Origin of the sequence: Ancylobacter defluvii (assembly GCF_018390605.1) — a bacterium.
In the GTDB taxonomy this organism is placed as follows: domain Bacteria; phylum Pseudomonadota; class Alphaproteobacteria; order Rhizobiales; family Xanthobacteraceae; genus Ancylobacter; species Ancylobacter defluvii.
Window position 1 is genome coordinate 244,685 of sequence record NZ_JAHBGD010000024.1, and the last position, 26,858, is coordinate 271,542.

Here is a 26,858-nt window from a genome sequence, read left to right on the forward strand (position 1 = left end):
ACTCACGGGACCGTGACCGTAAAAAAAGTTACGGTTTCGTGAAAATTTTCAATAAAGCACGGTAATCAATGGATAAATCGACCGTGAGCTGATCCCGAGCTCGGCGGTGATCGTCTCGATGGCGTCGTCGAGGTCGCGGGTCGGGAACACGCCGCTGACCCGGCGCCGTGCCAGCTCATCGTCGAGAATGACGATGCGTCCGCGACGGTAGCGATTGAGCGTCTCCACCACATGGCCGAGCCGGGCGCCGTTGAACACCAGGAGCCCGCGCCGCCACGCCGTCGCCGTCTCGATGTTGCGGGTGCGGACACGACCGATGCCGCCATCGCGCCGATAGCGCACCTCCTGCCCCGGCGACAGCACGACGGCCTTGCCGGCTTCCGCCGTGCCGGGCGCGACTTCGACCTGGTGCTCGATGGCGAGCACGTCCGCCGCGTCGCCGCTCTCCTCGATGACGAACTGGGTGCCGAGCGCGGTGGTGGTGCCGCCGGCGGCCTCGGCGACGAAGGGGCGCGTCTCGGCACCGGCCCGCGGCGCCACCGCGAAGAAGACCTCGCCGGCGAGCAGCTTCACCCGGCGCTCGCCGTCACTGAAATCCAGCGCGATGGCGCTGGACGGGCCGAGTTCCACCGTGCTGCCGTCCGGCAGCGGGACGGTGCGCAATTCGCCCGGCGCGGTGCGGTAATCGGCGGCGAGCATCAGCCAGGGATCGCCGAACTGGAAGCGGGCGACGCCGGCGGCCAGCACCAGCAGCCCCACCAGCGCCCCGGCGCGCGCCGCCTTGCGGGCGGTCGAGACCCGTCGGCGCGGCGGCACCACCGCACGCAGCGGACCGGGATCGAGACGCAACGCGGCGAGTTCGCGCCAGGTGGCGCTCGCCTCCTCGAAGGCAGCGCGGTGCTCGGGATCCTGCCCCAGCCAGTGGCGCAGCTCCCCCTTCTCCGCCTCGCTCAGCGGCGAACCGTCGAGCCGCGCCACCCACTCCGCGGCCCGCTGCTCGATATCCTCCGCGCCCTGCCCGCTGTCGTTCACCGGCCGTTCCATGAAACGTGCATCCGCCCCAATATGACAACCGAGCCGGGGCGTGACCGTAAAAATCGCCTCAGCGCGCCCGCAGGCGCCGGGTCATATGGGCGATCGCCAGGGCGAGATGCTTCTGCACCGCGCTCTCGGAGAGGCCGAGGCGCTGGGCGACCTCGGCATGGGTGAGGCCGTCGATACGGTTCAGCACGAAGATTTCCTGCGTCCGGCGCGGCAGCTCCTGCACCAGCAGGTGGATGCGCTCCAGCTGCAGGCGGGAATCGACCGCCTCCTCGGGAGAGGGCTGGTCGGCGGCGATGTCGCCGAGGGTCTCCGGCGCGACCACGTCGGTGCGCCGCCGCGCCTCCTGCTTCAGATGGTTGAGCAGCAGATTGCGGGCGACGGTGTAGAGATAGGCGCGGAAGTCCTGGACGCGGGTTTCCGGCCGCTCGATGACGCGGACGAAGGTGTCCTGCACCAGATCGCTCGCCATGTGCTGATCGCCCAGCCGGCGATTGAGGTAGCGCCTCAGCTCGGTCCCATGCGCCGAGAAGACGAGCGACAGGTCTGGCTGCATGCGAGAGCGATCCACCATCCGCATCGAGAGGACATGAGGAGGCGTTTAACATGCGTGGGCGCGCGAAGTAAGCTCGGGAGGACCTAATTGGAATCGCTATAACTTGAGATATGTGAATCTGATTTGAACTGTTCTTATATATACACGGCTCCACCTGCCGAATTCCAGCCTCCCGCCCGCCGGTTTCGCGGCTGCCCGCCAGTCACGGACTGGTGATTAGATGATGCCCGTCATGAAGCCTAGCCTTTTGGCGGGAGCGTAGTGGTGTTCGCCGTCGGCCGGGAGTTCGGCGGTGCAGCATCCGCGCGTCCTCATCCCCGAAGGAGAGGGCGAAATATGAAATTCACACTCAATGGATCCGAACGCACCGTCGAAGCCGACGGCAACATGCCGCTGCTGTGGGCGCTGCGTGACGTGGTCGGGCTGACCGGAACCAAGTTCGGCTGCGGCGCGGCGCTGTGCGGCGCCTGCACCGTCCATGTCGACGGCGCGCCGGTGCGCTCGTGCCAGACGGCGCTGTCCGATGTCGAGGGCAAGAGCGTCATCACCATCGAAGGCGTCGGCGGCGAGGTCGGCACCGCCGTCGTCGCGGCGTGGCGCAAGCTGGACGTGGTGCAGTGCGGCTACTGCCAGTCCGGCCAGATCATGTCCGCCGTCGGGCTGCTCAGCGAGAACCGCAAGCCCACCGACGAGGACATCGACACCGCGATGGACGGCAATGTCTGTCGCTGCGCCACCTATCAGCGCATCCGCGCCGCCATCCACGAAGCCGCCTCCAACCTCGCGTGAGCGCCATGCACATCATCAAGCCCGCAGACTATGCCCGGATGCTTGAGCGCCTCGCGCCCGCACCGGCCCTCGCCGCCCCCTCGCGCCGCGGCTTCCTCAAGGCCGCCGCGGCCATTTCCGGCGCACTGGTCATCGGCGTGCGCCTCGGCCCGTCCGAGGCCTTCGCGGCCGCGCCGACCGACGGCCCGATGCCGAACGCCTTCGTGAAGATCGCGCCGGACAGCACCGTCACCGTGCTGATCAAGCATCTCGACATGGGCCAGGGCGTCACCACCGGCCTCGCCACCATCGTCGCCGAGGAAATGGACGCCGACTGGAGCCAGATGCGCGCCGCCTTCGCCCCCGCCGACGCCCAGCTCTACAACAACCTGCTGTTCGGGCCGGTACAGGGCACCGGCGGCTCGACCTCGGTCGCCAACAGCTGGGATCAGCTGCGCAAGGCCGGCGGCGCCGCCCGGCAGATGCTGGTCGCCGCCGCCGCCGAGAAATGGAAGGTCCCGGCCGACAGCATCACCATCGAGAAGGGCACGCTGAAGAGCGGCAGCCACACCGCCAGCTTCGGCGAGCTGGCCGCCGATGCCGCCCGCCAGCCGATCCCCGCCGAGGTGAAGCTCAAGGACCCGAAGGACTTCAAGCTGATCGGCACGCGGCTGCCGCGCCTCGATTCCGCCGACAAGACCGACGGCAAGGCGGTCTATGCGCTCGACATCCGCCGCCCCGGCATGCTCACCGCCGTCATCAAGCGTCCGGAGCGTTTCGGCGCGACGGTGAAGAGCTTCGACGCCGCCGCCGCCAAGCAGGTGCCGGGCGTCGTCGATGTGGTGGCCGTCCCCGCCGGCGTCGCCGTGCTGGCGCAGAACACCTGGGCGGCGCTCCAGGGCCGCGAGGCGCTCACCACCGTCGAGTGGGATGAAAGCAACGCGGAGAACCGCGGCACGGCCGAACTGCTCGACGAGTACAAGAAGCTCGCCGACACCGCCGGACGCAACGCCGCCAAGCGGGGTGATGCCGCCAAGGGCATTGCCGGCGCGGCCAAGACCATCGAGACCGAGTTCGCCTTTCCCTATCTCGCGCATGCGCCGATGGAACCGCTGAACTGCGTGATCGAGAAGACCGGCGACGGCGTCACCATCCATACCGGCTCGCAGTTCCAGACCATCGAGCAGGCGGTCACTGCCGGCATCATGGGCATCAAGCCCGAGCAGGTGAAGATCGAGACCCTGTGGGCCGGCGGCTCGTTCGGCCGGCGCGCCAACACCGCCGCCGACTATGTCGCCGAGGCCGCCACCATCCTCAAGGCCATTGACGGCCGGGCGCCGGTGCACCTGGTGTGGACCCGCGAGGACGACATCAAGGGCGGTTATTACCGGCCGATGTTCTACCACAAGGTCCGTGCCGGGGTGACCGCCGACGGCAAGATCGCCGGCTGGGAGCAACGCATCGTCGGCCAGTCCTTCATGATCGGCACGCCGTTCGAAGCCTTCGCGGTGAAGGAAGGCGTTGACGCTACTTCGGTGGAAGGCGCCTCCGACACCCATTACGACATCGGCAACCTCATGGTGGAGCTGCATTCGCCGCAGGTGAAGGTGCCGACGCTGTGGTGGCGGTCGGTCGGCCACACCCACACCGCGCATGTGGTGGAGGTGACGATCGACGAGCTCGCCCGTGCCGCCGGTCGCGACCCTGTCGAGTTCCGGCTCGAACTGCTCAAGGACAAGCCGCGCCACACCGGCGTGCTCAAGCTGCTGGCCGAGAAGGCGAACTGGGGCACCAAGCCCGGCGCCGGCAAGGGTCGCGGCATCGCGCTGCATGAGAGCTTCAACACCGTGGTCGGCAGCGTGATCGACATCTCCGTCGTGAACGGCCAGATCAAGGTCGACAAGGTGGTGTGCGCGGTCGATTGCGGCATCGCCGTCAACCCGGACGTCATTGCCGCCCAGATCGAAGGCGGCGTCGGCTTCGGGCTCGGGGCGGCGCTGCATGACGAGATCACACTGGACAACGGCGTGGTCGAACAGGCCAATTTCGACACCTACATCCCGCTGCGCATGTCGGAGATGCCGAAGGTCGAGGTGCATATCGTGCCGTCGGCCAACGCGCCGACCGGCATCGGCGAGCCGGGCGTGCCGGGCGTCGCCCCGGCGCTGTCCAACGCCATCTTCGACGCCACCGGCCAGCGGCTGCGCTCGCTGCCGTTCCGGCTCGAAGACTTCAAGGCGTGACGTGCCGGACGGGGGGAGGGCCGACACCGGCCCTCCCCCCGTCCTACGGTGTAGTGCGTACCCCGCCTCGGATTCGGCGGCATGGGATACAGGCCGCAGGAGAGCGGTTCGGACCGTTCGCGCGCCCATGCGAAGCCGCCGGCAAAGACGCCGGCCTGGGCCGTCACCGCCCCGCTGATATTCAAAAAACATCAAATACGACAGAGACTTAAATCAGAGCTACCCTCGGAGCCCGGTTGACCCGGACGCCGCCCATCCGGTGTGCGCGTCACCACGTCCGGCTCGCCGGCCTGGCTCCCGATCCCAGATCGTCATCCGACTGTTTCTAATTTTGAACTGTACAAAGCAGACACTGGCGTTTTCCGGGAGGAACGGCTATGTCGGATTCTCGCATTCGGGGAAGACGGACCGAAGCGATGAAAGGCCGGGGGGCACACCCGGCAAAGTGAGAGAACGCATGCTGACAAGTTCGACCGACCGGGCGGCGGTCATCTCGGCATATTTCGCTGAAACCGAGCGGTTGATGAAGCGGCTCACCGAGGTGAGCGACGATGTCGCCCATGCCGCCGAAGCGTGGATGACCGCGCTGACCAATGGCGGCAAGGTGATCTTCTGCGGCAATGGCGGCTCGGCCGCCGACGCCCAGCATCTCGCCGCCGAGCTCATGGGCCGCTTCCTGTTCGACCGCGAGCCGATGGCCGCGCTGTCGCTCACGGTGGACACCTCGGCCCTGACCGCCATCGGCAACGACTATGGCTACGAGAACACCTTCTCGCGCCAGCTCCGCGGCATCGGCCGGGCCGGCGACGTGCTGGTCGGCATGTCGACCAGCGGCAACAGCGCCAACGTGGTCAAGGCCTTCGAGGTCGCGCGCGAGATGGGTATCGTCACCATCGGCCTCACCGGCGCCAATGGCGGCAAGATGACGGCGCTGTCCGACATCCTCATCGCCGTGCCGCACGGCCAGACCAACCATATCCAGGAAGCGCACATCACGGTCGGGCACCTGATCTGTGCGCTCGTCGAGTCGACCCTTTGCTCTCCCAAGCGCTGATCCTCTGCGGTGGGCTGGGCACGCGCCTCGGTGAGCTGACCGCCGCCACCCCGAAGCCGATGCTGCCGGTGGCTGGCCGGCCGTTCCTGGATCACCTGATCCAGGAGGTCGCCCGCTACGGCATCACCCGCATCGTGCTGCTGGCCGGGCGCTTCGGCGAGCAGATCGTCGAAGCGTTTGACGGCAAGCGTCTCTACGGCGCCGATATCGAGGTGCTGGTGGAGCCCGCTCCCCTCGGCACCGGCGGCGCGCTGGCCTTCGCCGCGCCCGTGCTGGATCCCGAATTCCTGCTGCTGAACGGCGATTCTTGGATCGACGCCGATCTCGTGCGCTTCGCGCGCGCCTTCCACGACGCCAGCGCCGCCGAACCCGGCCTCGCGGCGCAGATGCTGTTGCAGCAAGTGCCGGATGCCGGGCGCTTCGGCAGCGTCACGCTGGAGGGCAGCCATGTCCGCGCCTTTCTGGAGAAGAGCCCGGAACGCGCGGGCAAGCCGGGCCTCATCAATGCCGGCGTCTATCTGCTGACGCGGGAGATTCTCGATCTCATCCCCGCTGGCACCGCGTGCTCGCTGGAGGCCGACGTGCTGCCGCGCCTCGTCGCCGCCGGCCGGGTGGTCGCGGTCGCCGCGCCGCCGGGCAGCTATTTCATCGATATCGGCGTGCCCGAGACCTTCGCCCGCGTGCAGGAGGAACTGCCGCGCGTGCGCACCCGCCCGGCGGTGTTCTTCGACCGCGACGGCACGCTGAACCGCGATGCCGGCTACACCCATCGCGTCGAGGATCTCGTCTGGATGCCCGGAGCCCGCGAGGCCGTCGCCCACGCCAATGCGGCCGGCTACCTGGTTTTCGTGGTGACGAATCAGGCCGGCGTCGCGCGCGGCCACTATGACGAAGCCGCCATCCTCAGCTTTCACCGGGCCATGCAGCACCAGCTGTCCGCGGTCGGCGGGCACATCGACGCCATCGAATGGTGCCCGCACCATATCGAGGCCACCGTCGAGGCCTATCGCCGCGACTGCCGCCGCCGCAAGCCGGGGCCGGGCATGCTCGAAGATCTTCTCGCCGCCTGGCCGGTGGACACGACGCGCAGCATCATGATCGGCGACACCGAGGCGGACATGCAGGCCGCCGCCGCCGCCGGCATTCGCGGCCGGCGCTACGAGGGCGGTTCCGTGCTGGATCTGCTGCGACAATCGATCTGAACCCCGAGGCACGACATGTGGATCAGCAGAACTCCCTTGAGGGCGAGCTTTCTCGGCGGCGGCACCGACTACCCCTCGCATTTCCGCACGCATCCCGGTGCCGTACTCGGCGGCACCATCGACAAATACGTCTACATCCAGGCGCTGCCGCTCGCCGCGATCGCCGAGCAGTCCTTCCGCGTGACCTACCGCACCACGGAGAGCGTCGCGCGGGTCGAGGACATCCAGCACCCGGTGATCCGCGAGGCGCTGAAGCTGCACGGCTGGACCGCGCCGCTCAACATCGCCACCATGTCGGATCTGCCGGGCTCGACCGGGCTCGGCAGTTCCTCCTCCTTCACCGTCGGCTTCCTCAACCTGCTCAACCGCATGCGCGGCATCGAGCTCACCCGCTATGAGCTCGCCCGGCAGGCGATCCACATGGAGCAGGACATCCTCAAGGAGAATGTCGGCGTGCAGGACCAGATCCACGCCGCCTTCGGCGGTCTGGCGCGCTACGAGTTCACCGGCGATTCCTTCTCCATCGAGCCGCTGCGGCTGACCACCAGCCGCCTCACCCTGCTGAACAGCTCCATGCTGCTGGTCTATACCGGCGGGCAGCGCAGCGCCTCCACCGTGCTGCAAAACCAGGACCAGCGCACCAAATCGGGCGCCAATGAGAGCTATCTGCGCGAGATGTACGAGATGACCCGCATCGGGGCATCGCTGCTGGAGGCGGCGGGCGACGACCTGTCGACCATCGTGCGTTTTGCCGAGTTGCTCGATCATGGCTGGCAGCTGAAGCGCCAGCTCGGCAACTCGGTGTCGAACTCGGCCATCGACGAGTTGTACATTCACGGCAAGGAACTGGGTGCCTGGGGCGGCAAGCTGCTCGGCGCCGGCGGCGGTGGCTTCGTGCTGTTCCTTGCCGATCCGAACCTGCACCCGGCATTTTCGGAACGTTTCGGCAGCGGCAACGTCGTCAAGGTGGCGCTCACCAATGGCGGCTCCACCGTCACCAATATTCACTAGGTCGCGGGGGCGTCGGGCGCGCGGCCAGATCGGGGACAGCCCGCCGCGGCCTTCCCCGCTTTCAGCCGATCCGCTCGACCACCGATCGGCATGCCGGCCCGAGACGCAGACAAGGACGTTCCATGAGCACAGGCCGCATCATCCTCGTACCTCCCGCCTCACCGGGCAGCAAGGGCGATGAGGGCATGGTGCGCGGTGCCCTGGAGTTGTTCCGCGACCATGCCGTCGTCATCGTCAATCCCTCGCCGGAATGTCTGTGGCTCGACCGGCTCGCCCTGTCGGCGGAGGGAGCAAGCGTTAGCGAGGCCCCCGGCCCGATCCGGGACTTCGGCGGTCAGTTGCGGCCGGACGACGTCCTTTTTCTGCTTGGCGCCGACATCATCGATGGCACGTGCGGGCTTGAGCCGAGCTTCGAGCGGCTCGATCTCATGGCGGAGGCGCTTCTGCACGGGCTTCCGGTTTTCGCCTCCTGCTCGTTCCGTTCGCGGGTCGCGTCGGAAATCCTCGAACGCCTGCGCCTCATGCCGGGCGTCGACTTCCTGCTGCGGGACGATCATTCGCTGGAGAATTTCCGGCGCCAGACCGGCTTGAAGGGGCGTTACTTCCCCGACATCTCCTTCTTCTGTTCGCCATTGCCCAGCGCGACGACGGAATCCGTGCTGGCGAAGATCGCCGCGTCCGAGGGTCGCCACCCGATCATCGGCCTCAATTTTGCCGAGCACTCGTTCCGTTCGTTTTTCAGCGAGCATACGCAGGAAAACCGGCTTCTCTTCATCGCGAGTATCTTGGAAGAACTGTCGCAGGCGCATCCGGAAGCGCTGTATGTGCTGTTCTCCAATGATGAGCGCCGCTGGGACAACCATCCCTCCGACAACGACTATCAGGATCTGGCTCTCGACTGGATCACCCGAAATCTCGGCGAAGGCTGTGCCGTCAAGGTCGATCCGGAGATCGGCTATAGCGGCAATATCATCGTGCTCGGCGCCGTCGATTTGCTCGTGACCGGACGCATGCATCTGTCGCTGGCGGCGTTCCGAGCGAGAACGGTACCGCTGGTGATGATGGCGGAGGGCACCGGCTATTCCTCCATCGACAAGATGCGCGGTGCCTTCGAGAAGCATCTCGGCACCACCGCAGCCGTCGTCTCCGATGTCGGGCGGCTCGGAGAGGTCAGCAAGACTTTCCTGTCGGAGCGGCCACAGCTTCAGGCTCGCCTTGCCGAGTTCGCCCTCGAACAGACATCATCCAACCTGCGGGACGTTGAACGACTCATGACGGACATCGAGGGCAGCCGGGTTTTGGCGGAAGACGACGGCGCCCCGTTGCGGGCCGCGCTGGTATCGGCGCTCGCCAGCGTCATCCGGCGGTCCGATGAGCTTGCGAAAGAGCGCACGCTGTCCGACAGCCTGCGCGACCGCATCGATGGCCTCGCCGCCGCCGCCCATGATGAACGGCTCAAGGCCACCGAACTTGCCGCCCGGCTACAGGTGAGCGAGCATGCGCTGGCCGAATTGAGCGGTCAGCTTCAAGAGCGCGAACGCATCGCCCTCAATCTTCAAGCGGGCATCGAAGCCCGGGAGCAGGCGCTGAAGGCGCGCGAACTCAAACTCACCGGCCAAGGTGAGGCACGCCACCGGCAAGAGATCGACGATCTGCGCCGGCAGCTCGCCGAGGCGAAATTCGCCGGAGAAGCGACACATCGGCAGGCTGAGCAGCGCAGCGCCGCCATGACCGCGGCCGGCGACCGGCTGGTGCGTGAGTTGCGCCGGGCCTATTCGAAGCCGCTGCGGCCGCTGCGCAAAAGCCTGGAGCGGGCGGCGCTGCGCTTTCTTCTTCTGGCGACGCCTGTGCTGCCCGAGCGCACCGCCTCCAGCCTCCGCCGCTCGCTGCAAAGCCGCAAGCCGGCCCGCTTCCAGCAGGACTGGCTGGTGGCCTGCGGCCATGCCGTCGAACCGGCCCGGCAGCGGACGAAAGCCGGCTCGTCTCTGCACGCCCTGGCGCTGCGCACGCTTGCGAGCCTGGTGGCACCGGTCTCGGCGTCCCGCGCGGTGCGCTTGCGCCGCTCCGCCGACAAGCGCGATCCCAGGAAGATCGCCGAGGCGCGGCGCGACGCTGAATTGCTCATCAGCCTGACCGCCGAGGCGGCGGAGCATGGCAAGGCCAAGGCACCGGTGGTGGATCCGCTGCGCGCGAAGCGGATCCTGGTCGCGGACTACCGGTTGCCACGCCCCGACGTGTCGGCCGGCGAGCGGGCTACCTTCGGCGTCATCGCCGATCTGCGTGCCGTCGGCTTCGAGGTGGTGTTCTGCGCCACCGACCTCACCGACACCGCGCCCTACCGGCAGAATCTCGAGGCGCTCGGCGTCACGGTGATCACCCATGCCAGCGGCTATAACAGCGCCAGCGATTACGTGCGGGCCGAGGGCGGGAAATTCGGCGCCTTCTACCTGGTCCGCTTCGATGTGGCGGAGGCACTGCTGCCGGCGGCGCGGCAGGTGGCCCCCGACGCGCTGGTGGTGCTGCACGCGCCCGATCTCTACTTCCTGCGCGAGGGCCGTGCCGCCGAGCTGAGCGGCGACCCGGCCATGCGCGCCAAGGCGGAGGCGACGCGCGCGCGCGAGGTGGCGATGATGCGCGCCGTCGACCACGTCATACTGGTCAGCCCGGCCGAGATTCCCTTCCTCGCGGAATATGTCGATCGCGACAGGATCTCGGTGTTCCCCGCGCTCTACAGCCCGGTCGACGAGAACCCGCCCGGCTATGCCGGCCGGGCGCATCTCTTCTTCCTCGGCGGCTTCAAGCATCCGCCGAATGTCGATGCCGTCCTGTGGTTCGTCGGCAAGGTGTGGCCGCGGATACGCGCGGCAATGCCCGATGTCGAATTCCACATCGTCGGCGCCGAGGCGCCGCCCGAAGTGGTGGCGCTGGCCAGCGAGCCGGGCGTACGCCATATCGGCTATGTCGCCGATCTCGAGCCGGTGCTGGCCTCCTACCGGCTCAGCGTCGCGCCGCTCCTCTATGGCGCGGGGATCAAGGGCAAGCTCGGCGCCAGCCTGGGCGCCGGCGTTCCTTCGGTGTGCACCACCATCGCGGCGGAAGGCATGGGCATCGTCGATGGCCTGCACGCGCTCATCCGCGACGAACCGGAAGCCTTCGCCGACGCCGTCGTCGCCCTCTATCGCGACAGCGCGCTGTGGTCGCGCCTCGCCGATAATGGCCGGGGACTGGTGCGGGAGAATTTCGGCGAGCTCGCCAATCGCTCCTCGCTGCTGCGGGTGCTGGACCGGGCGCGGGTGCTGCCGCTCGATCTCTATGTCGAGAGCTGCCGCGCCGCGGAGCCGGTGGCCTTCCCGTCCTACGACGCCAGCACGCCGATCGACGTGTCGATCATCGTGCCCGCCTACAATAAATGGGAGCTCACCCGGCCCTGCCTCAGCTCGGTGCTGATCGCCGGACGCGCCACCGGCATCCGCTACGAGGTGATCCTGGCCGACGACGGCTCGACCGACGAGACCGTGGACGCGGCGACGCTGTTCCCCGGCCTGCGGGTCGCCAAGGGCGAGCGCAATCAGGGCTTCCTGCTCAACTGCAAGACCGCCGCCGCCCGTGCCAGCGGCCGTCACCTTCTGTTCCTCAACAACGATACCGTGGTCCTGCCCGGCTGGCTCGAACCGCTACTGTCGGAGATGGACGCCGATCCGCGCATCGCGATTGCCGGCTCGAAGCTCATCTATCCGGACGGCGCGATCCAGGAAACCGGCGCCGTGCTCTATTCCGACGGGTCCGCCGGCAATATCGGTCGCGGCCGCGAGCGGCAGACGCCGCTCTATTCCCTGTCCCGCGAGGTCGACTACGCCACCGGCGCCTCGATGCTGGTGCGCGGCTCGTTCTGGCGCGAGCTCGGCGGCTTCGACGAGCGCTACGTGCCGGCCTATTGCGAGGATTCCGACCTTGCCATGACCGCCCGCGCCAAGGGCCACCGGGTGGTGTGCGTGGCGCCGTCGCAGGTGATCCATTTCGAGCACGGCTCCTATGCCGCTGAGAGCACGGCGCAGCCCAAGCAGCTGGCACAGCGCCACGGCGCCATGCTCGTCGAGAAATGGCACGACACCTTCCTGATCGACCACCTGCCGGCCGGCACGCCGCCGGACGTCGCGAGCGCCCATGCCGAGCGCCAGCCGCCGCTCGCCGCGCTGGAGCGGCGGCGGTCCGGGGCGCTGAACGTGCTGTATTTCAGCCCGTTCCCCTCGCATCCAGATAATCACGGCAACCAGGCCACCATCCAGGCCTTCGCCCGCAAGTTCCAGCAGATGGGTCACAAGGTGCATTTCGCGCTGCTGGAAAGCCACATGTACGACGCCAGGACGCTGGCAATGATGCACGCGGCATGGGACAGCCTCGACATCCTGCCCAACAGCTGCGGCCTCGGCTCCGACGGCCAGCCGATCCCGTTCGACGGCTGGTACGAGGAGGGGCTGGGCGAGCACATCCGGCTGCTATGCTCCACCCATGACATCGACGTGGTGTTCTGCTCCTACGTGTTCCAGTCGCGCCTGCTCGACTACGTGCCGGCCCACATCCTCAAGGTCATCGACACCCACGACAAGATGGGCGACCGCTACGAGATGCTGCGCCGCAACGGCCAGCCGCTCGAATTCTTCTCCTGCTCGCCGGAGGAAGAAGGCGCCTATCTGCGCCGCGCCGACCTCGTCGTCGCCCGCCGCGCCGAAGAGGCGGCCTATTTCAACTCGATGACCGGGCGCGAGACCGCCATCGTCATCCCGCATGTCGAGGAAGCGCGCTTCCTCGACCGCTCCTTCACCCGCATGGCCCATGTCGGCATGGTGGCGAGCGCCAACCGCATCAACCTTGCCATTGCGCTGCAGCTACTGCAGGCGATCGAGCGGCAGCTCGACGGCAAGCCCTGCCCGTTCACCCTGCATATTGCCGGGCAGGTGCGCGACATGATCCAGGATCTCACGCCCGAGGAAGCCGCGCTGTTCGCCCGGCCCTGGGTGAAGCTGCACGGCTTTGTGCCGGATATCGGCACCTTCTACGCGGCGGCCGACGTCGTCGTCTCGCCGGTGACCATGGGCACCGGCATCAATGTGAAGACCGTGCAGGCCATGGCCTATGGCATGCCGCTGCTGACCACCAAATGGGGCGGCAAGGGCATCGAGACCGGCGACCCGATGCACGGCCATGCCGATCTCGACGAGCTGGTGGCCAGCCTGCTGCGTCTCGCCAAGGATCCGAGCCCGCTGGCCGGACTCGCCGACACCAGCCGGCGGCGCTACCAGGCGTTCTATGACGACAGCATCGCGGCCATGGAAGGCATGTTCGCCGCGGTGAAGCACTAGCCATCCGGCCGGGTAGCCATCCGACTTGCCGGCGTTGCCGGCACCGCCTCCCCGCGCGCCGTCGCCGCGGCTCCGGTCAGTCGGCGGTCAGCGCGGCCGGAAGCGCACCCTGCGGCGCGAAGGCGGCGATCTCCTCCGCCAGCCGTTCGACCGTGCGCCACCGCTCCCAATCCTCGGCGATCGTCCAGCCGGTGCGGCCGACGCAGGCGAGCGGCAGGCGATAGTGGAAGGCCGGCCGCGACTTGACCTTGCCGGCGAAGCGGGGAAACGCCGCGTCGGCGCTGAAATGAAGCAGCAGCGGCAGCATATCGAGCGAGCGCTTGCGCGTCGGGTTTGCGGCGAGGTAGTCGCGGGTGAACGTCGCGAGATCGGGCCAGTATCCGGCCGCCAGCACCCGCCGGACATAGTCGGGCGGAAAAGCCGGCGGCGCGTGGGCGCGGGCGAGCAGGCCGGCGCCGACCTCGCGCCGCAATTGCGGCTCGAGGGTCAGGAACGCCTTGAAGGTGGCGACGATCTGGCGCGGATCGCCGCTCGGCTGCGCCACATTGAAATGCAGCCCCAGCCCGTCGAAAAGCGTGGCCCCGTCGCCGCGCGCCCCGGCTTCGTGAAGAACGGCGACGAGTTCGTTCACGCGCTCGAGCTCGGAGCGGTCGAACGGGCCGACGATCAGCTCGCGCGGCACGAAGGGCGCGAGCAGGTCGCCCAGCCCCATCACCAGGGCGGCCGGCAGGCCGGACAGCGGGTTGCCGGCGCCGCGATGCGGATGCACATGGCGGATATCGAGTTCGATCCGCATGTCGCCGAGGCGGCTTCCCAGCACGTGGAACGCCTGCGGATCCTCTTGCGCGACCCGGCCGCCGAAGCCGCGCTGCAACGCCTGCGCCGCGTCGCGGACGGAGAGGCTGGTGAACTCGATTTCCACGCCGACCCGGCTGGACGAAGGCTGAAAACCTCTGGTTTCGATGGATGTTGCCTGCATCGTAAGGACCGACATCATCCATGCATGAACCGATACTGCCGCAGGGTCAACCGGAGGCCCGATACCTCCCCCGCCGAATGCGGCCCGACCTAAAACCCACGCCGGTAAACGCGCCTGTCCGCGTCATACCCGCCGCCGACCTGCACGGCGTCCCCGCGCGCTGAGCACCCCTTGGTCCGAGGGCGCGGTCTCGAATGACAGCGATCACCGCCCTCAGCCGCTCCCGGCCGGCGTGCCCGGCAGCGGCACCGCCGGCGCGCTCCTGCCCCGTACGGCGGCGAGCGGCCCGGGACACCGCCCCCTGACGGATCAGGGAGTGGTGATGATCTTCGGCGTTCCGCAATTGGGCGGGGCACAGTTCGGCGTCGGCATGTCGTTCACCGATCCCGAGGGCGTCGTGGCGCCCGGAGGCGGTTGCCGCACCGCGGGCGGCGCCGGCGGCGGCGGCATGGTCGGCGTGGGTTGGTTCGCCGAGGGTTGCTGCAACGTCGGGTTGCCGGCCGGCGGCGACGAGAGCGCCGGGGCGGAGCTGTTGCCCGTGGAGGTCCCGCCGGATGTCTGGGCGCCGGCCGGTGTTCCGGCGGCCAGGATCAGCAGCGCGCCGGCCGCCAGCGATGTCAGATTATGCCCGTTCATGCGATCCTCCCTGCTCGGGAGGCAACGCGGCAATCGCCGGCCTGTTCCGGCCGCGAGGTCCGGCCTCGCCCGCCGCTCGCCTTGTCCACCCGGCTTGCGGGCAAGTCTGGCCGCCCCTCGGCCGGCCCCCGGCCTCAGTCGGACGAGGCGCCGCGCAAGGCGTGGTAGCCGCGCAGGAAATACATCAGCCCCTCGCGCGCGCCCTCGTCGCCGAGGCCGACCACCTCGCAGAACAGCACGTCATGCGTGCCGACCTCGACGAAGCGGGCGATCCGGCAGTCGAAGCTCGCCAGCGCGCCCAGAAGCACCGGCGCGCCGGTGACGCCCGGCTGCCACTTCCCCGCCTCGAAGCGCTCGGCGGGCGGCACCCGGCCGCCGAAGCGGTCGGACAGCTCCTGCTGCCCGGCCGCCAGCGTGTTGACGCACAGGACCCTGTTGGCGTGGACGATGGCGCTCGCCGACGAGCCGCGATTGAGGCACACCAGCAGCGTCGGCGGATCGTCGGTGACGCTGCACACGGCTGAAGCGGTGAAGCCGTGGCGCCCGCCGGGCCCGTCGGTGGTCACAACATTCACCGCCGCGCCGAGCCGGGCCATCGCGTCGCGGTACGGCTGCCGGCCGACCGGCACCAGCTCCGGCTCGGCCGGCACGACCTCCTGTCGCAGGCAGGGGCTCATCCTCGTCTCCTCTTCCGCTTCGGCTCGTGGGAAAGCCGCCTCAGAATTCGCGCAGATTGTCGCGCAGAAGCTGGTGCTTGTATTCGGTGCGCACAAGCCCGCGCGCCTGCAGCTCTGGCACCAGCCCATCGCAGATCTCGGTGATGTAGCGGCGCGAGACGCGCAGCACCGGGGTAGTGATGAGGAAGCCGTCGCCGCCGACCTCCGCCATCGCCTCGCCCATCTTCTCCGCCACCTGCGCCGGGGTGCCGATCAGTTCCATCGAGGAGACCAGGCCGCCGCCGCCGGCCGCCGCCAGCTGGCGCAGCGTCTTGCCGGAGCCCCATTGCTGGAACTTGTCGAGCGTGCCGGATTCGCCGTTGGTCACCAGCTTCGAAGGCAGCGGCTTGTCGAGGTCGTATTGCGAGAAGTCGATCTCGGTGATGGCGGAGATCGAGATCAGCACGTCGGTGACGAAATTATCCGACATGGTGACGTTGTCGTAGCGGGCGCGCGCCTCGGCCTCGGTCTCGCCGAGGCTGGGGCAGATGCAGAAGAACACCTTGATGTCGTCCGGGTTGCGGCCGAGCTTCTCGGCGCGGGCGCGGATGTCGGCGCGGAACGCCTTCATGCCCTCGACGCCGTTCGCCACCGAGACGATGGCGTCGGCATGCTGGGCGGCGAAGTCGCGCCCACGCGGCGAGGCGCCCGCCTGAAGGTAGACCGGGCGGCGCTGCGGCGAGGGAACGGTGTTGAGCGGGCCGCGCACCTTGTAGAACCGGCCTTCATGGTCGACGGTGTGCACCTTGGAGCCGTCGGCATAGATGCCGTTCTTGCGGTCGAGCACCACCGCGTCCGGCTCCCAGCTCTCGAACAGCTTGCCGACCACTTCCATATATTCGTCGGCCATGGCGTAGCGGTCCTCGCGCGGAGGCAGCTGGTCCATGCCGAAATTCTTCGCCATCAGGTCCTCGGCCGAGGTGACGACGTTCCAGCCGAAGCGGCCCTTGGTCAGGCTGTCGATGGTGGAGGACAGCCGCGCCAGCATGAAGGGCGGGTAGGCCATGGTCGACATGGTGGCGACGACGCCGAGATGCTTCGTGGCCATGCCCATGGCGACGGCGAGCGGCGCCGGATCGGCCTTCGGCACCATCATGGCGTGCTTGAGCGACAGGTCGCGCGAGGCGCCATAGGTCTCCGGCACCATCAGCTTGTCCTCGATCATGATGAGATCGAAGCAGGCCCGCTCCATCGATTGCGCCATCTCGATGTAGAACTGGCCGTCCCACGGGTTGCCGCCCTGCCCGAACGGCTCGCGCCACTCGTCGGGCGTGAAGTTCATGAACCAGGCGAGGTGGAAGCGCTTGTCGGCCATAGCTGTCAGTCCTTCACGAGTGCCGGGGCGCTGGCGCCGCCGGCGGAAACAAAAGAGTCGGAAACCAGGGTGAGGCGTGCCTGGGTGCGCTCGGCCTCGAAGCGGCGACTGTCGCGCACGATCCGGCACTTGGCCTCGTAGTCGGAGACGATGGTGGCGCCGAAGCGCTCCGGCGCCTGCGGATCGGTGCGGGGCCGGTCGACGGCGATGACCCGGGTGCCGAGCAGGAACGCCTCGGGCAGATCATGCGTCACCATGACGATGGTCATGGCGTTCTCCTCCCACAGCTCGCCGACCAGCTGGTGCATCTGCTTGCGGGTGCCGGGGTCGAGGGCGCCGAACGGCTCGTCGAGCAGCAGCACCTTCGGCTTCATGATCAGCGCCTGTGCCAGCGCGAGGCGCTGCTGCATGCCGCCGGACAGCTGCGCCGGGTATTTGCCGGCATGCTCGGCGAGCCCGACCCGGGTGAGCATCGCCATGGCGCGCTCCTCGACCGCGCGGCGGCGGGCGCCGAACAGCCGGCCGAGCAGCGGCGCCTGCGCCCATTGCGGGCCCATCATCACATTGCCCAGCACGGTGCGGTGCGGAAAAACCGAATAGCGCTGGAACACCACGCCGCGGTCGGCGGTGGGCTCGGCGGCGATCGGCTCGCCGTCGATCAGGATGCGCCCGCGGCTCGGCGTCTCCTGCGACAGCAGCATGCGCAGCAGCGTGGTCTTGCCGACGCCGGAAGGGCCGATGATGACGAGGAACTCGTGGTCGTCGAGCGTCAGGTTGACGCGCTCGAGCACGATGCGCTCGTCATATTCCTTCCAGACATTGTCGAATTGGATGGTGGTCATTCAGGCCGCCTTGATCCGGTCCCAGGGATAGGCCGCCGCCGCCAGCTTGCGCAGGGCGAAGTCCATGAGGAAGGCGAGCAGGGTGATCCAGGCGACATAAGGCAGGATCACGTCCATCGCGAGATAGCGGCGCACCAGGAAGATGCGGTAGCCGAGGCCGCCCTCGGCGGTGATCGCCTCCGCCGCGATGACGAACAGCCAGGCGGCGCCGAGCGAGAGCCGCACCGAATCGATGAGGCGCGGCATCACCTGCGGCAGGATCACCCCGATGATCATCTGCCAGGTGGAGGCGCCGAGCGTCTGCGCCTTGATGATCTGCTCGGTCGGCAGCGAGGCCACGCGCAGCATCACGTCGCGGGTGATGAAGGGGGCGATGCCGAACACGATCAGCACGATCTTGGACAATTCGCCGAGCCCGAACAGGATGAACAGGATCGGCAGCACCGCCAGCGGCGGAATGAGCGAGAAGGCGGCGAAGAACGGCTCGAAGGTCGCCCGCAGATAGGGCACGAAGCCGACGAGGATGCCCAGCACCAGCCCGATCAGCGCGGAGATGCCGAGGCCGAGGAACAGCCGCTGCAGGCTCAGCCAGGTGTCCCACCACAACAGGTACTGCTTGGTGGCGATGTCGAGCGTGGTGCCGAGCCGCATCATGCTGGCATAGAAGGAGGCGAAGCCCGGCATCAGCTTGTCGGCGGGATCGATGGCGAGCCGGGCGCTGGAGCCGAGGAAATAGACCCCCACCAGCAGCACGAATGGCAGGACGGCGAGGATCACCCGGACGCCCGGGCGGGGCGCATAGTTGATGATGCGACGCATGGATCGGCCTTTCCTGTAGCGGTCTTCTACGAGCCCGCCCTCTTGCTTCTTGCTTCCCTCTCCCCGCCCGAATCCGGCTGTTGCCGCGTTCAGGTCCGGCAAGGCCGACGCCGGAAACATCCGGCTTCGGTGGGGAGCCCAGCGGGCCTCTTCTGCTTCTTCTGTCCCTCTCCCCGTTGGGGAGAGGTGGCCCGCGCAGCGGGTCGGTGAGGGGCTCTAGCGATCGGGAAGCGTGGAGCCCCCTCACCCCACCCCTCTCCCTCACGGGGAGAGGGAGCCGGTCCTTCGGCTTGACGTGGCAGGCGCCCCCCAAACGCAACCTGTTGCGGGAAGGGAGCCGTCAGAGCTTGCCGTCGACGGCGAGCTTGGTGAAGGTCGGGTTGATGCGCATCTTGATGTTGCCCTTGTCGCCGAGCACCGTGCCGTCGGCGACTTCGATGCCGATGCTGTCGACGCTGGTGGCGCCCTGGCCGAACAGGCCCTGCGAGAAGCAGAAGGTGCGGATGCTGTCCCAGATCTTGGCGTTCTCCGCCGAGGTCAGGAACGCCAGCGCCTCGGCCGGGGTGTAGAAGAAGTGGGTGGTGTCGAGCTGGCTCTGCAGGCCGCCGGCATCGGTGCCCATGGCGCTGGTCATCACCGCCCGCATCTCGTCGCCCTTGGCGCCGCCGGCCTTCAGCACGCCGAGCGCCTCATACCAGGCGCCGATCACCGCCTTGGCGAAATCGGGATTGTCCTTGAGCACCTCGGTCTTGCCGACGAACACGTCCATGATCTCGCCGGGGATCTTCGACGAGTCGAACAGCACGGTGGTGCCGGCGACCTTCTCCATGTCCTCGGTCAGCGGCTTCCACGACACCGCATGCGCCAGATCCTTCTGCGAGACATAGGCGGCGGCAATCTCGCTGTCGGAGATGTTCACCGTCTTGGTCGCCGTCGGGTCGGTGACGCCGGCCTGCTGCAGGCCGCGGTTCAGCAGGTAGTGCGACACGCTGTATTGCAGCAGGTAGACGTCCTGGCCGGCCAGTTCCTTGATGTCCTTGGCGGTCTTGGAGAGGACGATGTCGTTGCCGTTGGAATAATCGGTGATCAGGAACACCGAGGTGTCGACGCCGCCGGCCGCCGGCATGGTGAGGCCGTCCATCGAGGCGACGCCAACCGCGTCGATCTCGCCGGCGATGAACTGGTTGACCGAGCCGACATAGTCGTTGGCCTGGATCAGCTCGATGTCGAGGCCGTATTTATCGGCCCACTTCTTCATGATGCCGGACGACTTCATATAGGCCAGCGGCATGAAGCCGATATAGACCGTGTAGGCGACCTTGAAACTCTTCTTGGGGGCGGCGTGCGCCGGGCGGTCGGCACCGGCAAGGACGACGGCGGCGAGGCCGGCGGCAAGCGCGGCGGCTCTCAGGAAACGCTTCATGGGGCGGGGCTCCGGGTCGCTGGGATACCTCGCTATTAAGCGTTGACTTAATACGGCATGCAAGCCTAACAAACAGGCACGCATAGCATATGAGCAAGGCAGAAAATGCCGTGCTTTTCCGATCGGTACTTCTACGGAGGAACGCATCATGACCGCAAAAACGGCACGCCGGCGCCTGCCCCCGGCCGAACGCCGGGCAATGATCCTCGACGAGGCGCTGCGGCTGTTCGCCGAGCGGCACTATGCGGTGGTGACGGTGCGCGACATCGCGCAGGTGTGCGAGATGAATGTCGGCTTGCTCTACCATTACTTCGACAGCAAGGACGATCTGGTGCGCCGGGCGCTGGAGCACGCCATCCAGCAGCTGATGCTCGGCTATGAGGCGCGCCGCACCCAGCAGCCCGACCCGCTCGCCGAGATCCTCGCCTGGCTGGAGAGCCATGTCGAGATCGCGCCGACGCTGATTCGCATGGTGAAGCTGATGGCGGATTATGCCAGCTCGGGGATGCAGGACGAGGTGCTCGACGCGCTGATCGCCGGCTTCTATGGCGGCGAGAAGGAGTTGCTGGAGGATGCGTTGCAGCGGGGCATCGCGGCCGGGCTGTTCCAGCCGCACGATATCTCCCGCACGGCGCGCCGCATCGGCCTGATGCTGGACGGCATCTTCTTCGCCTCCACCAGCCGCGGCGACAACCGCGTCGCCCAGGACATCCGCGATCTTGCCGAGGTGCTGCCGGGCTGGATCGGTGCCAGCTCCCCGCACGCACTTCCCGCCTCTTGAGAGTCCGCCCCTATTGGCCGAAAGAGCAGCGAGGCTCCCTCTCCCCGTCGGGGAGAGGGGTAGGGTGAGGGGTCTCCGACGCCTCCCAATATTTCCCAACTTGCCTCCCCTCGCCGCCTGCCTCGCGGGCCACCTCTCCGCCTAAGCCGCATGTTTCCGGCTTACGCCCTGCCGGAGCCGAACCCGACAACAGCCGGGTTCGGGCGGGGAGAGGGAATGACAGGCGGAGCCCGCCGTCGTAGCGGCATCTTGGAACCGGCGGCCGCTTCAGGCATGGTCGGCACGACTCGAGCCCCTCTCCCCATCCATCGAGACCTCCCCGCATGCCGAGCGTCGCCGCCCGCCCCTATGACTGGCCGCATGGCCGCGACCTCGTGCCGGCCACCACGGCACTCATCGTCATCGACATGCAGCGCGATTTCTGCGAGCCCGGCGGCTATGTCGACGCCATGGGCTACGATGTCGGTCCGGCGCAGGCGCTGATCCCCCGCATCGCGGCGCTGCGCGAGGCGGTGCGCGGCTTCGGCGGCCTCGTCGTCTACACCCGCGAAGGCCATCGACCGGACCTCAGCGACCTGACGCCGCAGAAGCGCTTCCGCTCGCGCGCCGCCGGCGCGGAGATCGGCAGCCAGGGCCCGCTCGGCCGGCTGCTGATCCGCGGCGAACCGGGCTGGGACATCGTGCCGGCGCTCGCCCCGGCGCCGGGCGAGCCGGTGATCGACAAGCCCGGCTTCTCCGCCTTCTACGCCACCGATCTCGACCGCATCCTCGTCGCCCGCGGCACCCGGCATCTGGTCATCTGCGGCGTGACGACGGATATCTGCGTGCACTCGACCTTGCGCGAGGCGGTCGACCGCGGCTACGAGCCGCTCCTGGTCACCGATGGCTGCGCCGCCACCGTCGAGGCCAATCATCATGCCGCGATCGATACCATCTGCACCGAGGGTGGCATCTTCGGCGCCGTCGCCGAGAGTGCGGCGGTGATCGCCGCCCTTCGCGGCTGAACTCTTGAAGACGGAACGGACGAACGGCAATGGAAGCGGTTTTCGACGGCCATAACGATGTGCTGCTGCGGCTGTGGGAACATGCCCGCGCGGGCGCCGACCCAGTGCGCGAGTTCGGCGAGGGCACCGAAAGCGGCCATATCGACGTCCCCCGCGCCCGCAAGGGCGGGCTCGTCGGCGGGCTGTGCGCCATCTACATCCCCTCCGGCGAACTGATCCTGAAGGAGGCCGACGCGAACGGCCATTATGCCACCCCGCTCGCCGAGCCGCTGGAGCGATCACCCTCACTGGACATCGCACTGGACATGGCGGCCATCGCCTTCCGGCTCGACCGGGCCGGCCTGTGGAAGCTGTGCCGCTCCACCGCCGAGATCCGTACCGCCATGGCCGCCGGCACCTTCGCCGCCGTGTTGCACATGGAGGGCTGCGAGGCGATCGGCCCCGACCTCGCGGCGCTGGAGACATTCTACGCTGCCGGCTTGCGCTCGCTGGGGCCTGTATGGAGCCGCAACAACATCTTCGGCCACGGCGTCCCCTTCGCCTTCCCGATGAGCCCGGACACCGGGCCGGGGCTGACGGAGGTCGGCTTCGAGCTGGTCCGCACCTGCAACCGCCTGGGAATCCTCATAGATCTCGCCCACATCACCGAGCGGGGGTTCTGGGACGTGGCGAAGACCACCGACCAGCCGCTGATCGCCAGCCATTCCAACGCCCATGCGCTGACGCCGGTGGCGCGCAACCTCACCGACCGCCAGCTCGATGCCATTCGCGAGAGCGAGGGGCTGGTCGGGCTCAACTACGCCACCACCATGCTGCGGCCGGACGGTAGGGAAGACGCCGACACGCCGCTTTCGGCGATGGTGGCGCATATCCGCCATCTGGTGGAACGCGTGGGCATCGACGGCGTGGCGCTCGGCTCGGATTATGACGGCGCCACCATCCCCGCCGCCATCGGCGACGCCAGCAGGCAGCAGATATTGGTGGAAGCGCTGGCGGCAGACGGTTTCACGGCGGAAGAGCTCGCCAAACTGTGCCGGGAGAACTGGTTGCGGGTGCTCGCCCGCGCCTGGCACGAGGCCGGCTGAGAACCGCGCTCAATCGGCGCGCTCGCCGGTGATCTCGCTCAGGCGACGACTCATCTCCTCGCTGTAGCGGCGAATGGCATGCGTTTCGCTGAGCACGCCGGCAAGCCGCCGGTGGCTTGTGTCGTCCACCACCGCGAGCACGTCCGCCTCCGCATGGTCGAAGGCATCCAGCGCCTCGCGAATGGTCATGTCGGGCAGCAGCACGTCGTCGGCCAGATGCAGCAGCGGGCGCAGCGTGGCCGGCGCCTCGCCTTCCGCCTCGGCCGCGGCGTAGAGCGACGCCGTCGGCACCATGCCGGCATAGCAACCATCCGCGGTGGTGGCGACGATATAGGCGGTGGCGCCGGCCGGATAGGTTCGGCGTGCAGTGTCGAGCGTGGTGTCGGCATCGAGCTGCGGCACCTCGATCCGCATCAGGTCCCGCACCTTGAGGTCGCGCAGCCAGCCGATGTCGTGCGCGCCGCGAATGCTCTCGCCGCGCAGATGGAAGCGCCAGGTCGCGAAGGAGAAGCCGAACAGCCGGCGCGTCATCAGCGAGGAGACGCCGGAAGCCGCCAGCACCGCCAACGTCAGCTGCAGGTCGCCGGTCATCTCCAGCGCCAGCAGCGTCATGGTCATCGGCCCGCCGACGACGGAGACCGCCAGCGCACTCATGCCGATCAGCGCATAGAGGGCATGGTCCGCCGCCAGGCCGGGCAGCACGAATTCCAGCCCGCCGGCGAATACCCGCCCCGCCAGCACCCCCATCAGCAGCGAGGCGAAGAACAGGCCGCCGCGAAAGCCGGAGCCGATGGAGACCGAGGATGCCGCCACCTTGGCGAACAGCAGCAGCGCCAGCGGCGCCAGCAATTCGGCGCTGACGATATGCTGGTAGACGGCGCCGTGACCGGCGGAAAGCACGGCGGGCGTGCCGAGCGCCATCAGCCCGACCACCAGCCCGCCCAGCGCCGGCCGGGCATAGACCGGCACCGGCGCGCGGCGGAAACCCGCCTCCACCAGCGTGGCACCGCGCATCACCGCGATGCCGATGAGGGCGCAGACCGCGCCGAGCAGCAGCACCGGCGGCAGGTCGGCGAGTGCCGGCTCGGCAAGCGACGGCAGCGACGGCACCGCCTCCGGCATCAAAAGCCGGCGCGTGAGGGCGGCGGTGAAGCTCGCCGTCATCATCGGCGCGAAGGCCGGTATGGCATAGGTGCCGAGGATCAGTTCGAAGCCGTAGAAGGCGCCCATGAGCGGCGCATCGAAGGCGGCGCCGATCGCCGCGCCAGAGGCGCAACCGACCAGCAGCCTCAGATCGGCACGGCGCAGATGCAGTGCCTGGCCGAGGCGGGAGGCCAGCCCGCTCGACGCCTGCGTATAGCCGGCTTCCAATCCGACCGACGCGCCGACGCCGCTCGACGCCATGGTCTGCACCGCGACGATGAGGCTGTCCCGCAGCGACATGCGCCCGCCATGCAGCGCATTGGCCTCGATGGGATCGACCGGCGCGCCGGAGGAAATCCGCCGCACCAGCAGACTGGCGATACCGAAGGCGAGCCCGCCGAGCGAGGGCACCAGAACGAGCAGCAGCGGCGCGAGCCCCACCGTCGTGGAGAGATGGGCATCCGGCGCGATGCCGAACAGCAGGACATGCAGAAACTGGGTCGCCAGCCCCAGCGCGACCACCACCACGCCGGCCAGGACGCCGATCACACCGGCAAGCGCGACGATCGCCAGCTCGCTCGTCCGCACCATGGAGCGCAGCCGGGCGGCAACGGATCGCGGTAGCGGAGCGGGATCGGGCGTCACGGGGCAGCCTTGCGGAGCGGCATTGCTGTCCCGTGTTTAGGCAGCACCGGCGTCGCGGGCAACCGGGACACCAGGGCAAAAATGCGGATCTGCGTCAGGACCTGCCGGCGCTCGGGTCTTCGATCTCGGCTTCCGGCCGGTCGGTGCCGTCGGCGGTCTCCTGATGCCAGGCCCCGGCGGCGTCCTGATAGAGGATCGGGCGGGTCTCGCCGGTCAGCGATTGGCGCGCCGCCGCCTCGCGGGCCGCCCTCAGCGCGCCCTCGTGGGTGGCATGGGTTTCGGAGAACACATCGCCGAGCTTGTAGGCCCAGCCACCGTCATGCTCGACGATCTCGTAACGTATATGGCTCATCTCACATTCCTCCCGGCCCTGAAAACGGCCGGCGCCGACGCCGGTTCCGACCGAAGCTGTGCCACCAGCCTAGCACCGTCGCCGCGGCGCGACTTGTCCATTCCCATGGCACCGGCACGCCTTCCGATGCGGAAAGCGGGTGGCGAGGGCGGTCGGAATGGGCTATCGAGCCACGCCCGGCCCGAGCGGCCCGTGCAGAGTGCGGAGTGCCGACCATGCGTGCCGAACCCTACGAGCCGACCGGGTCCGGCGTGCGGGCCACGCGCAAGGAGTGGGTCGGCCTCGCCGTCATCGCCCTGCCCTGCCTCGTCTATGCGATGGACCTGACGGTGCTCAACCTCGCGGTGCCGCAGCTCGCCCTGCATCTGGCGCCCAGCGCCACCCAGCTTCTGTGGATCATCGACATCTACGGCTTCATGGTCGCCGGCACGCTGATGCTGATGGGCACGCTCGGCGACCGCATCGGCCGCCGCCGCCTGCTGCTCATCGGCGCCGGGGCGTTCGCCTGCGCCTCGGTGCTGGCGGCCTTCTCGCGCAGCGCGCAGGAACTGATCGCCGCGCGGGCGCTGCTCGGCATCGCCGGGGCGACGCTGGCGCCCTCGACGCTGTCGCTCATCCGCAACATGTTCCTCGACGAGCGCGAGCGCACGCTCGCCATCGGCGTGTGGATCGCCTGCTTCTCCGCGGGCGCGGCGATCGGGCCGCTGGTCGGCGGCGCGGTGCTGGCGCATTTCTGGTGGGGGGCGGTGTTCCTGCTCGCCGTGCCGGTGATGCTCGGCCTGATCCTGCTCGGCCCGATCCTGCTGCCGGAATATCGCGACCCGCATGCCGGCCGGCTCGACATCGTCAGCGCCGCGCAGTCGGTGGTCGCGGTGCTGGCGCTGATCTACGGCATGAAGCATGTCGCCGAAGCCGGGCCGGGATGGCCGGCGATCGCCGCGGTGGCGCTGGGGCTGGCGGTCGGCGGGCTGTTCATCGCCCGCCAGAAGCGCCTCGCCGATCCGATGATCGACCTCTCCCTGCTGCGCCACCCGATGATCGGCACCGCGCTCGGCGTCAACATCATGGCGATGTTCGGAGCGATGGGGATCTTCCTCATCCTGTCGCAATATCTGCAGCTCGTGCTCGGCATGGGGCCGTTCGAAGCCGGATTGTGGACCGCGCCCTCCGGCGTGTGCTTCGCCATCGGCTCGCTGGCGACGCCGCATCTGGTGCGCCGCGTGCGTCCGGTCGATCTGCTGGTGGCGAGCCTCGTCCTTGCCGCGGCCGGCTTCCTGCTGCTGACCCAGATCGAGCGCGCGCCGCTGCCGGTGATGTCAGCCTCGATCATCATGCTCTGCCTCGGCCTGTCGCCGGTCGGCACCCTCACCACCGACCTGATGATGCGCGTGGCGCCGGCGGAACGGGCCGGCGCCGCCTCGGCGATCTCGGAGACCAGTTTCGAGTTCGGCGGCGCACTCGGCATCGCCGTGCTCGGCAGCATCGTGGCGGCGACCTACCGGGTGAACATGGAGCGCCTGGCGCTGCCGGAAGCCGGCGGCGAACTGCCTACCACCGAGCTGCTCGCCACCGCGCGACGCACCCTCGACGGCGCGGTGACGGCGGCGCAGCAGCTCGGCGGCCCGGCGGGAGAGGCTCTGATGCAGGCGTCGCATGAAGCCTTCGCCCGCGGGCTGGTCTTCGCCACGCTCGCCTGCGCCGTCATCACCCTCTTCGCCGCCCTCGTCGCCCGCCGGCTGTTGCGCGGGGTACGCTAGCCGACCCGGCAAAGGATCGAGTTGCGGCGGAACCGGGGAGGTTTCATAGTCAGCGCAACGGATTCCCCGATCGATGATCGCAGCGCGTGCGACCCCGCCGAGGTCGATGGCGGCGGAGGGAAGCGA

General features: G+C 68.4%; 21 protein-coding genes. 10 read left to right on the forward strand and 11 right to left on the reverse strand.

Translation table 11 applies throughout. From position 1 onward, the window contains the following. Positions 1–48 precede the first annotated feature (48 nt). A complete protein-coding gene (locus KHC24_RS17395; RefSeq protein ID WP_246547105.1) occupies positions 49–1,044 on the reverse strand; it encodes a FecR family protein in 996 nt (331 codons plus the stop codon). 58 nt (positions 1,045–1,102) lie between these two features. Next, on the reverse strand, positions 1,103–1,597 hold the full coding sequence (locus KHC24_RS17400) for an RNA polymerase sigma factor (RefSeq protein ID WP_213364581.1): 495 nt from the start codon (positions 1,595–1,597) through the stop codon (positions 1,103–1,105). 336 nt (positions 1,598–1,933) lie between these two features. Between KHC24_RS17400 and KHC24_RS17405 the strand changes: the two genes are divergently transcribed. From KHC24_RS17405 to KHC24_RS17430, 6 genes are all read left to right on the forward strand, one after another. Beyond that, complete coding sequence (locus KHC24_RS17405; protein ID WP_213364582.1) at positions 1,934–2,386, forward strand: (2Fe-2S)-binding protein; 453 nt, start codon at positions 1,934–1,936, stop codon at positions 2,384–2,386. A gap of 5 nt (positions 2,387–2,391) precedes the next feature. Next, entirely contained in the window at positions 2,392–4,608 is a 2,217-nt protein-coding gene (locus KHC24_RS17410; RefSeq protein ID WP_213364583.1) for a xanthine dehydrogenase family protein molybdopterin-binding subunit, read from the forward strand. Between the two features lie 457 nt (positions 4,609–5,065). Further along, positions 5,066–5,662, forward strand: a complete 597-nt coding sequence (locus KHC24_RS17415) for a D-sedoheptulose-7-phosphate isomerase (protein WP_213364584.1) — start codon at positions 5,066–5,068, stop codon at positions 5,660–5,662. Beyond that, positions 5,644–6,864 carry an HAD-IIIA family hydrolase gene (locus tag KHC24_RS17420; RefSeq protein WP_213364585.1) on the forward strand — a complete coding sequence of 407 codons (1,221 nt, stop codon included), beginning with the start codon at positions 5,644–5,646 and terminating at the stop codon, positions 6,862–6,864. Before KHC24_RS17415 ends, KHC24_RS17420 begins: the two co-directional genes overlap by 19 nt. Positions 6,865–6,879: 15 nt before the next feature. Next, on the forward strand, positions 6,880–7,875 hold the full coding sequence (locus KHC24_RS17425) for a GHMP family kinase ATP-binding protein (protein WP_213364586.1): 996 nt from the start codon (positions 6,880–6,882) through the stop codon (positions 7,873–7,875). Positions 7,876–7,997: 122 nt separating this feature from the next. Then, positions 7,998–13,235 carry a glycosyltransferase gene (locus KHC24_RS17430; protein ID WP_213364587.1) on the forward strand — a complete coding sequence of 1,746 codons (5,238 nt, stop codon included), beginning with the start codon at positions 7,998–8,000 and terminating at the stop codon, positions 13,233–13,235. A gap of 76 nt (positions 13,236–13,311) precedes the next feature. Here the strand turns inward: KHC24_RS17430 and KHC24_RS17435 are convergent, their stop codons facing one another. The 7 genes from KHC24_RS17435 to KHC24_RS17465 all read right to left on the reverse strand — a co-directional run bounded on the left by KHC24_RS17435 (position 13,312) and on the right by KHC24_RS17465 (position 19,965). Continuing rightward, positions 13,312–14,157, reverse strand: a complete 846-nt coding sequence (locus tag KHC24_RS17435; protein ID WP_213364588.1) for an amidoligase family protein — start codon at positions 14,155–14,157, stop codon at positions 13,312–13,314. Between the two features lie 366 nt (positions 14,158–14,523). Continuing rightward, entirely contained in the window at positions 14,524–14,850 is a 327-nt protein-coding gene (locus KHC24_RS17440; protein WP_213364589.1) for a hypothetical protein, read from the reverse strand. Positions 14,851–14,984: 134 nt separating this feature from the next. After that, positions 14,985–15,527, reverse strand: a complete 543-nt coding sequence (locus tag KHC24_RS17445; protein ID WP_213364590.1) for a flavin reductase — start codon at positions 15,525–15,527, stop codon at positions 14,985–14,987. Between the two features lie 40 nt (positions 15,528–15,567). Then, entirely contained in the window at positions 15,568–16,881 is a 1,314-nt protein-coding gene (locus KHC24_RS17450) for an NtaA/DmoA family FMN-dependent monooxygenase (RefSeq protein WP_213364591.1), read from the reverse strand. 5 nt (positions 16,882–16,886) lie between these two features. After that, entirely contained in the window at positions 16,887–17,723 is an 837-nt protein-coding gene (locus KHC24_RS17455) for an ABC transporter ATP-binding protein (protein ID WP_213364592.1), read from the reverse strand. After that, complete coding sequence (locus KHC24_RS17460; RefSeq protein WP_213364593.1) at positions 17,724–18,542, reverse strand: ABC transporter permease; 819 nt, start codon at positions 18,540–18,542, stop codon at positions 17,724–17,726. Between the two features lie 340 nt (positions 18,543–18,882). Further along, positions 18,883–19,965: a putative urea ABC transporter substrate-binding protein gene (locus KHC24_RS17465; protein WP_213364594.1), complete on the reverse strand. Its 1,083-nt coding sequence runs from the start codon at positions 19,963–19,965 to the stop codon at positions 18,883–18,885. A gap of 148 nt (positions 19,966–20,113) precedes the next feature. Between KHC24_RS17465 and KHC24_RS17470 the strand changes: the two genes are divergently transcribed. The 3 genes from KHC24_RS17470 to KHC24_RS17480 all read left to right on the forward strand — a co-directional run bounded on the left by KHC24_RS17470 (position 20,114) and on the right by KHC24_RS17480 (position 22,835). Next, positions 20,114–20,746 (forward strand): TetR/AcrR family transcriptional regulator, encoded by a 633-nt coding sequence (locus KHC24_RS17470; RefSeq protein WP_213364595.1) that lies wholly within the window; start codon positions 20,114–20,116, stop codon positions 20,744–20,746. Between the two features lie 323 nt (positions 20,747–21,069). Then, positions 21,070–21,750, forward strand: coding sequence for a cysteine hydrolase family protein (locus tag KHC24_RS17475; RefSeq protein WP_213364596.1), 681 nt, complete (start codon positions 21,070–21,072; stop codon positions 21,748–21,750). 29 nt (positions 21,751–21,779) lie between these two features. After that, on the forward strand, positions 21,780–22,835 hold the full coding sequence (locus KHC24_RS17480; RefSeq protein ID WP_213364597.1) for a dipeptidase: 1,056 nt from the start codon (positions 21,780–21,782) through the stop codon (positions 22,833–22,835). A 9-nt stretch (positions 22,836–22,844) separates the two neighbouring features. Here KHC24_RS17480 and KHC24_RS17485 read toward each other — a convergent pair whose 3' ends face one another. Together KHC24_RS17485 and KHC24_RS17490 are read right to left on the reverse strand one after the other, a co-directional pair. Beyond that, positions 22,845–24,569, reverse strand: a complete 1,725-nt coding sequence (locus tag KHC24_RS17485) for a chloride channel protein (RefSeq protein ID WP_213364598.1) — start codon at positions 24,567–24,569, stop codon at positions 22,845–22,847. A 148-nt stretch (positions 24,570–24,717) separates the two neighbouring features. After that, complete coding sequence (locus tag KHC24_RS17490; RefSeq protein WP_213364599.1) at positions 24,718–24,975, reverse strand: DUF2188 domain-containing protein; 258 nt, start codon at positions 24,973–24,975, stop codon at positions 24,718–24,720. A 215-nt stretch (positions 24,976–25,190) separates the two neighbouring features. Between KHC24_RS17490 and KHC24_RS17495 the strand changes: the two genes are divergently transcribed. Continuing rightward, positions 25,191–26,732: an MFS transporter gene (locus KHC24_RS17495; RefSeq protein WP_213364600.1), complete on the forward strand. Its 1,542-nt coding sequence runs from the start codon at positions 25,191–25,193 to the stop codon at positions 26,730–26,732. Positions 26,733–26,858: the final 126 nt, after the last annotated feature.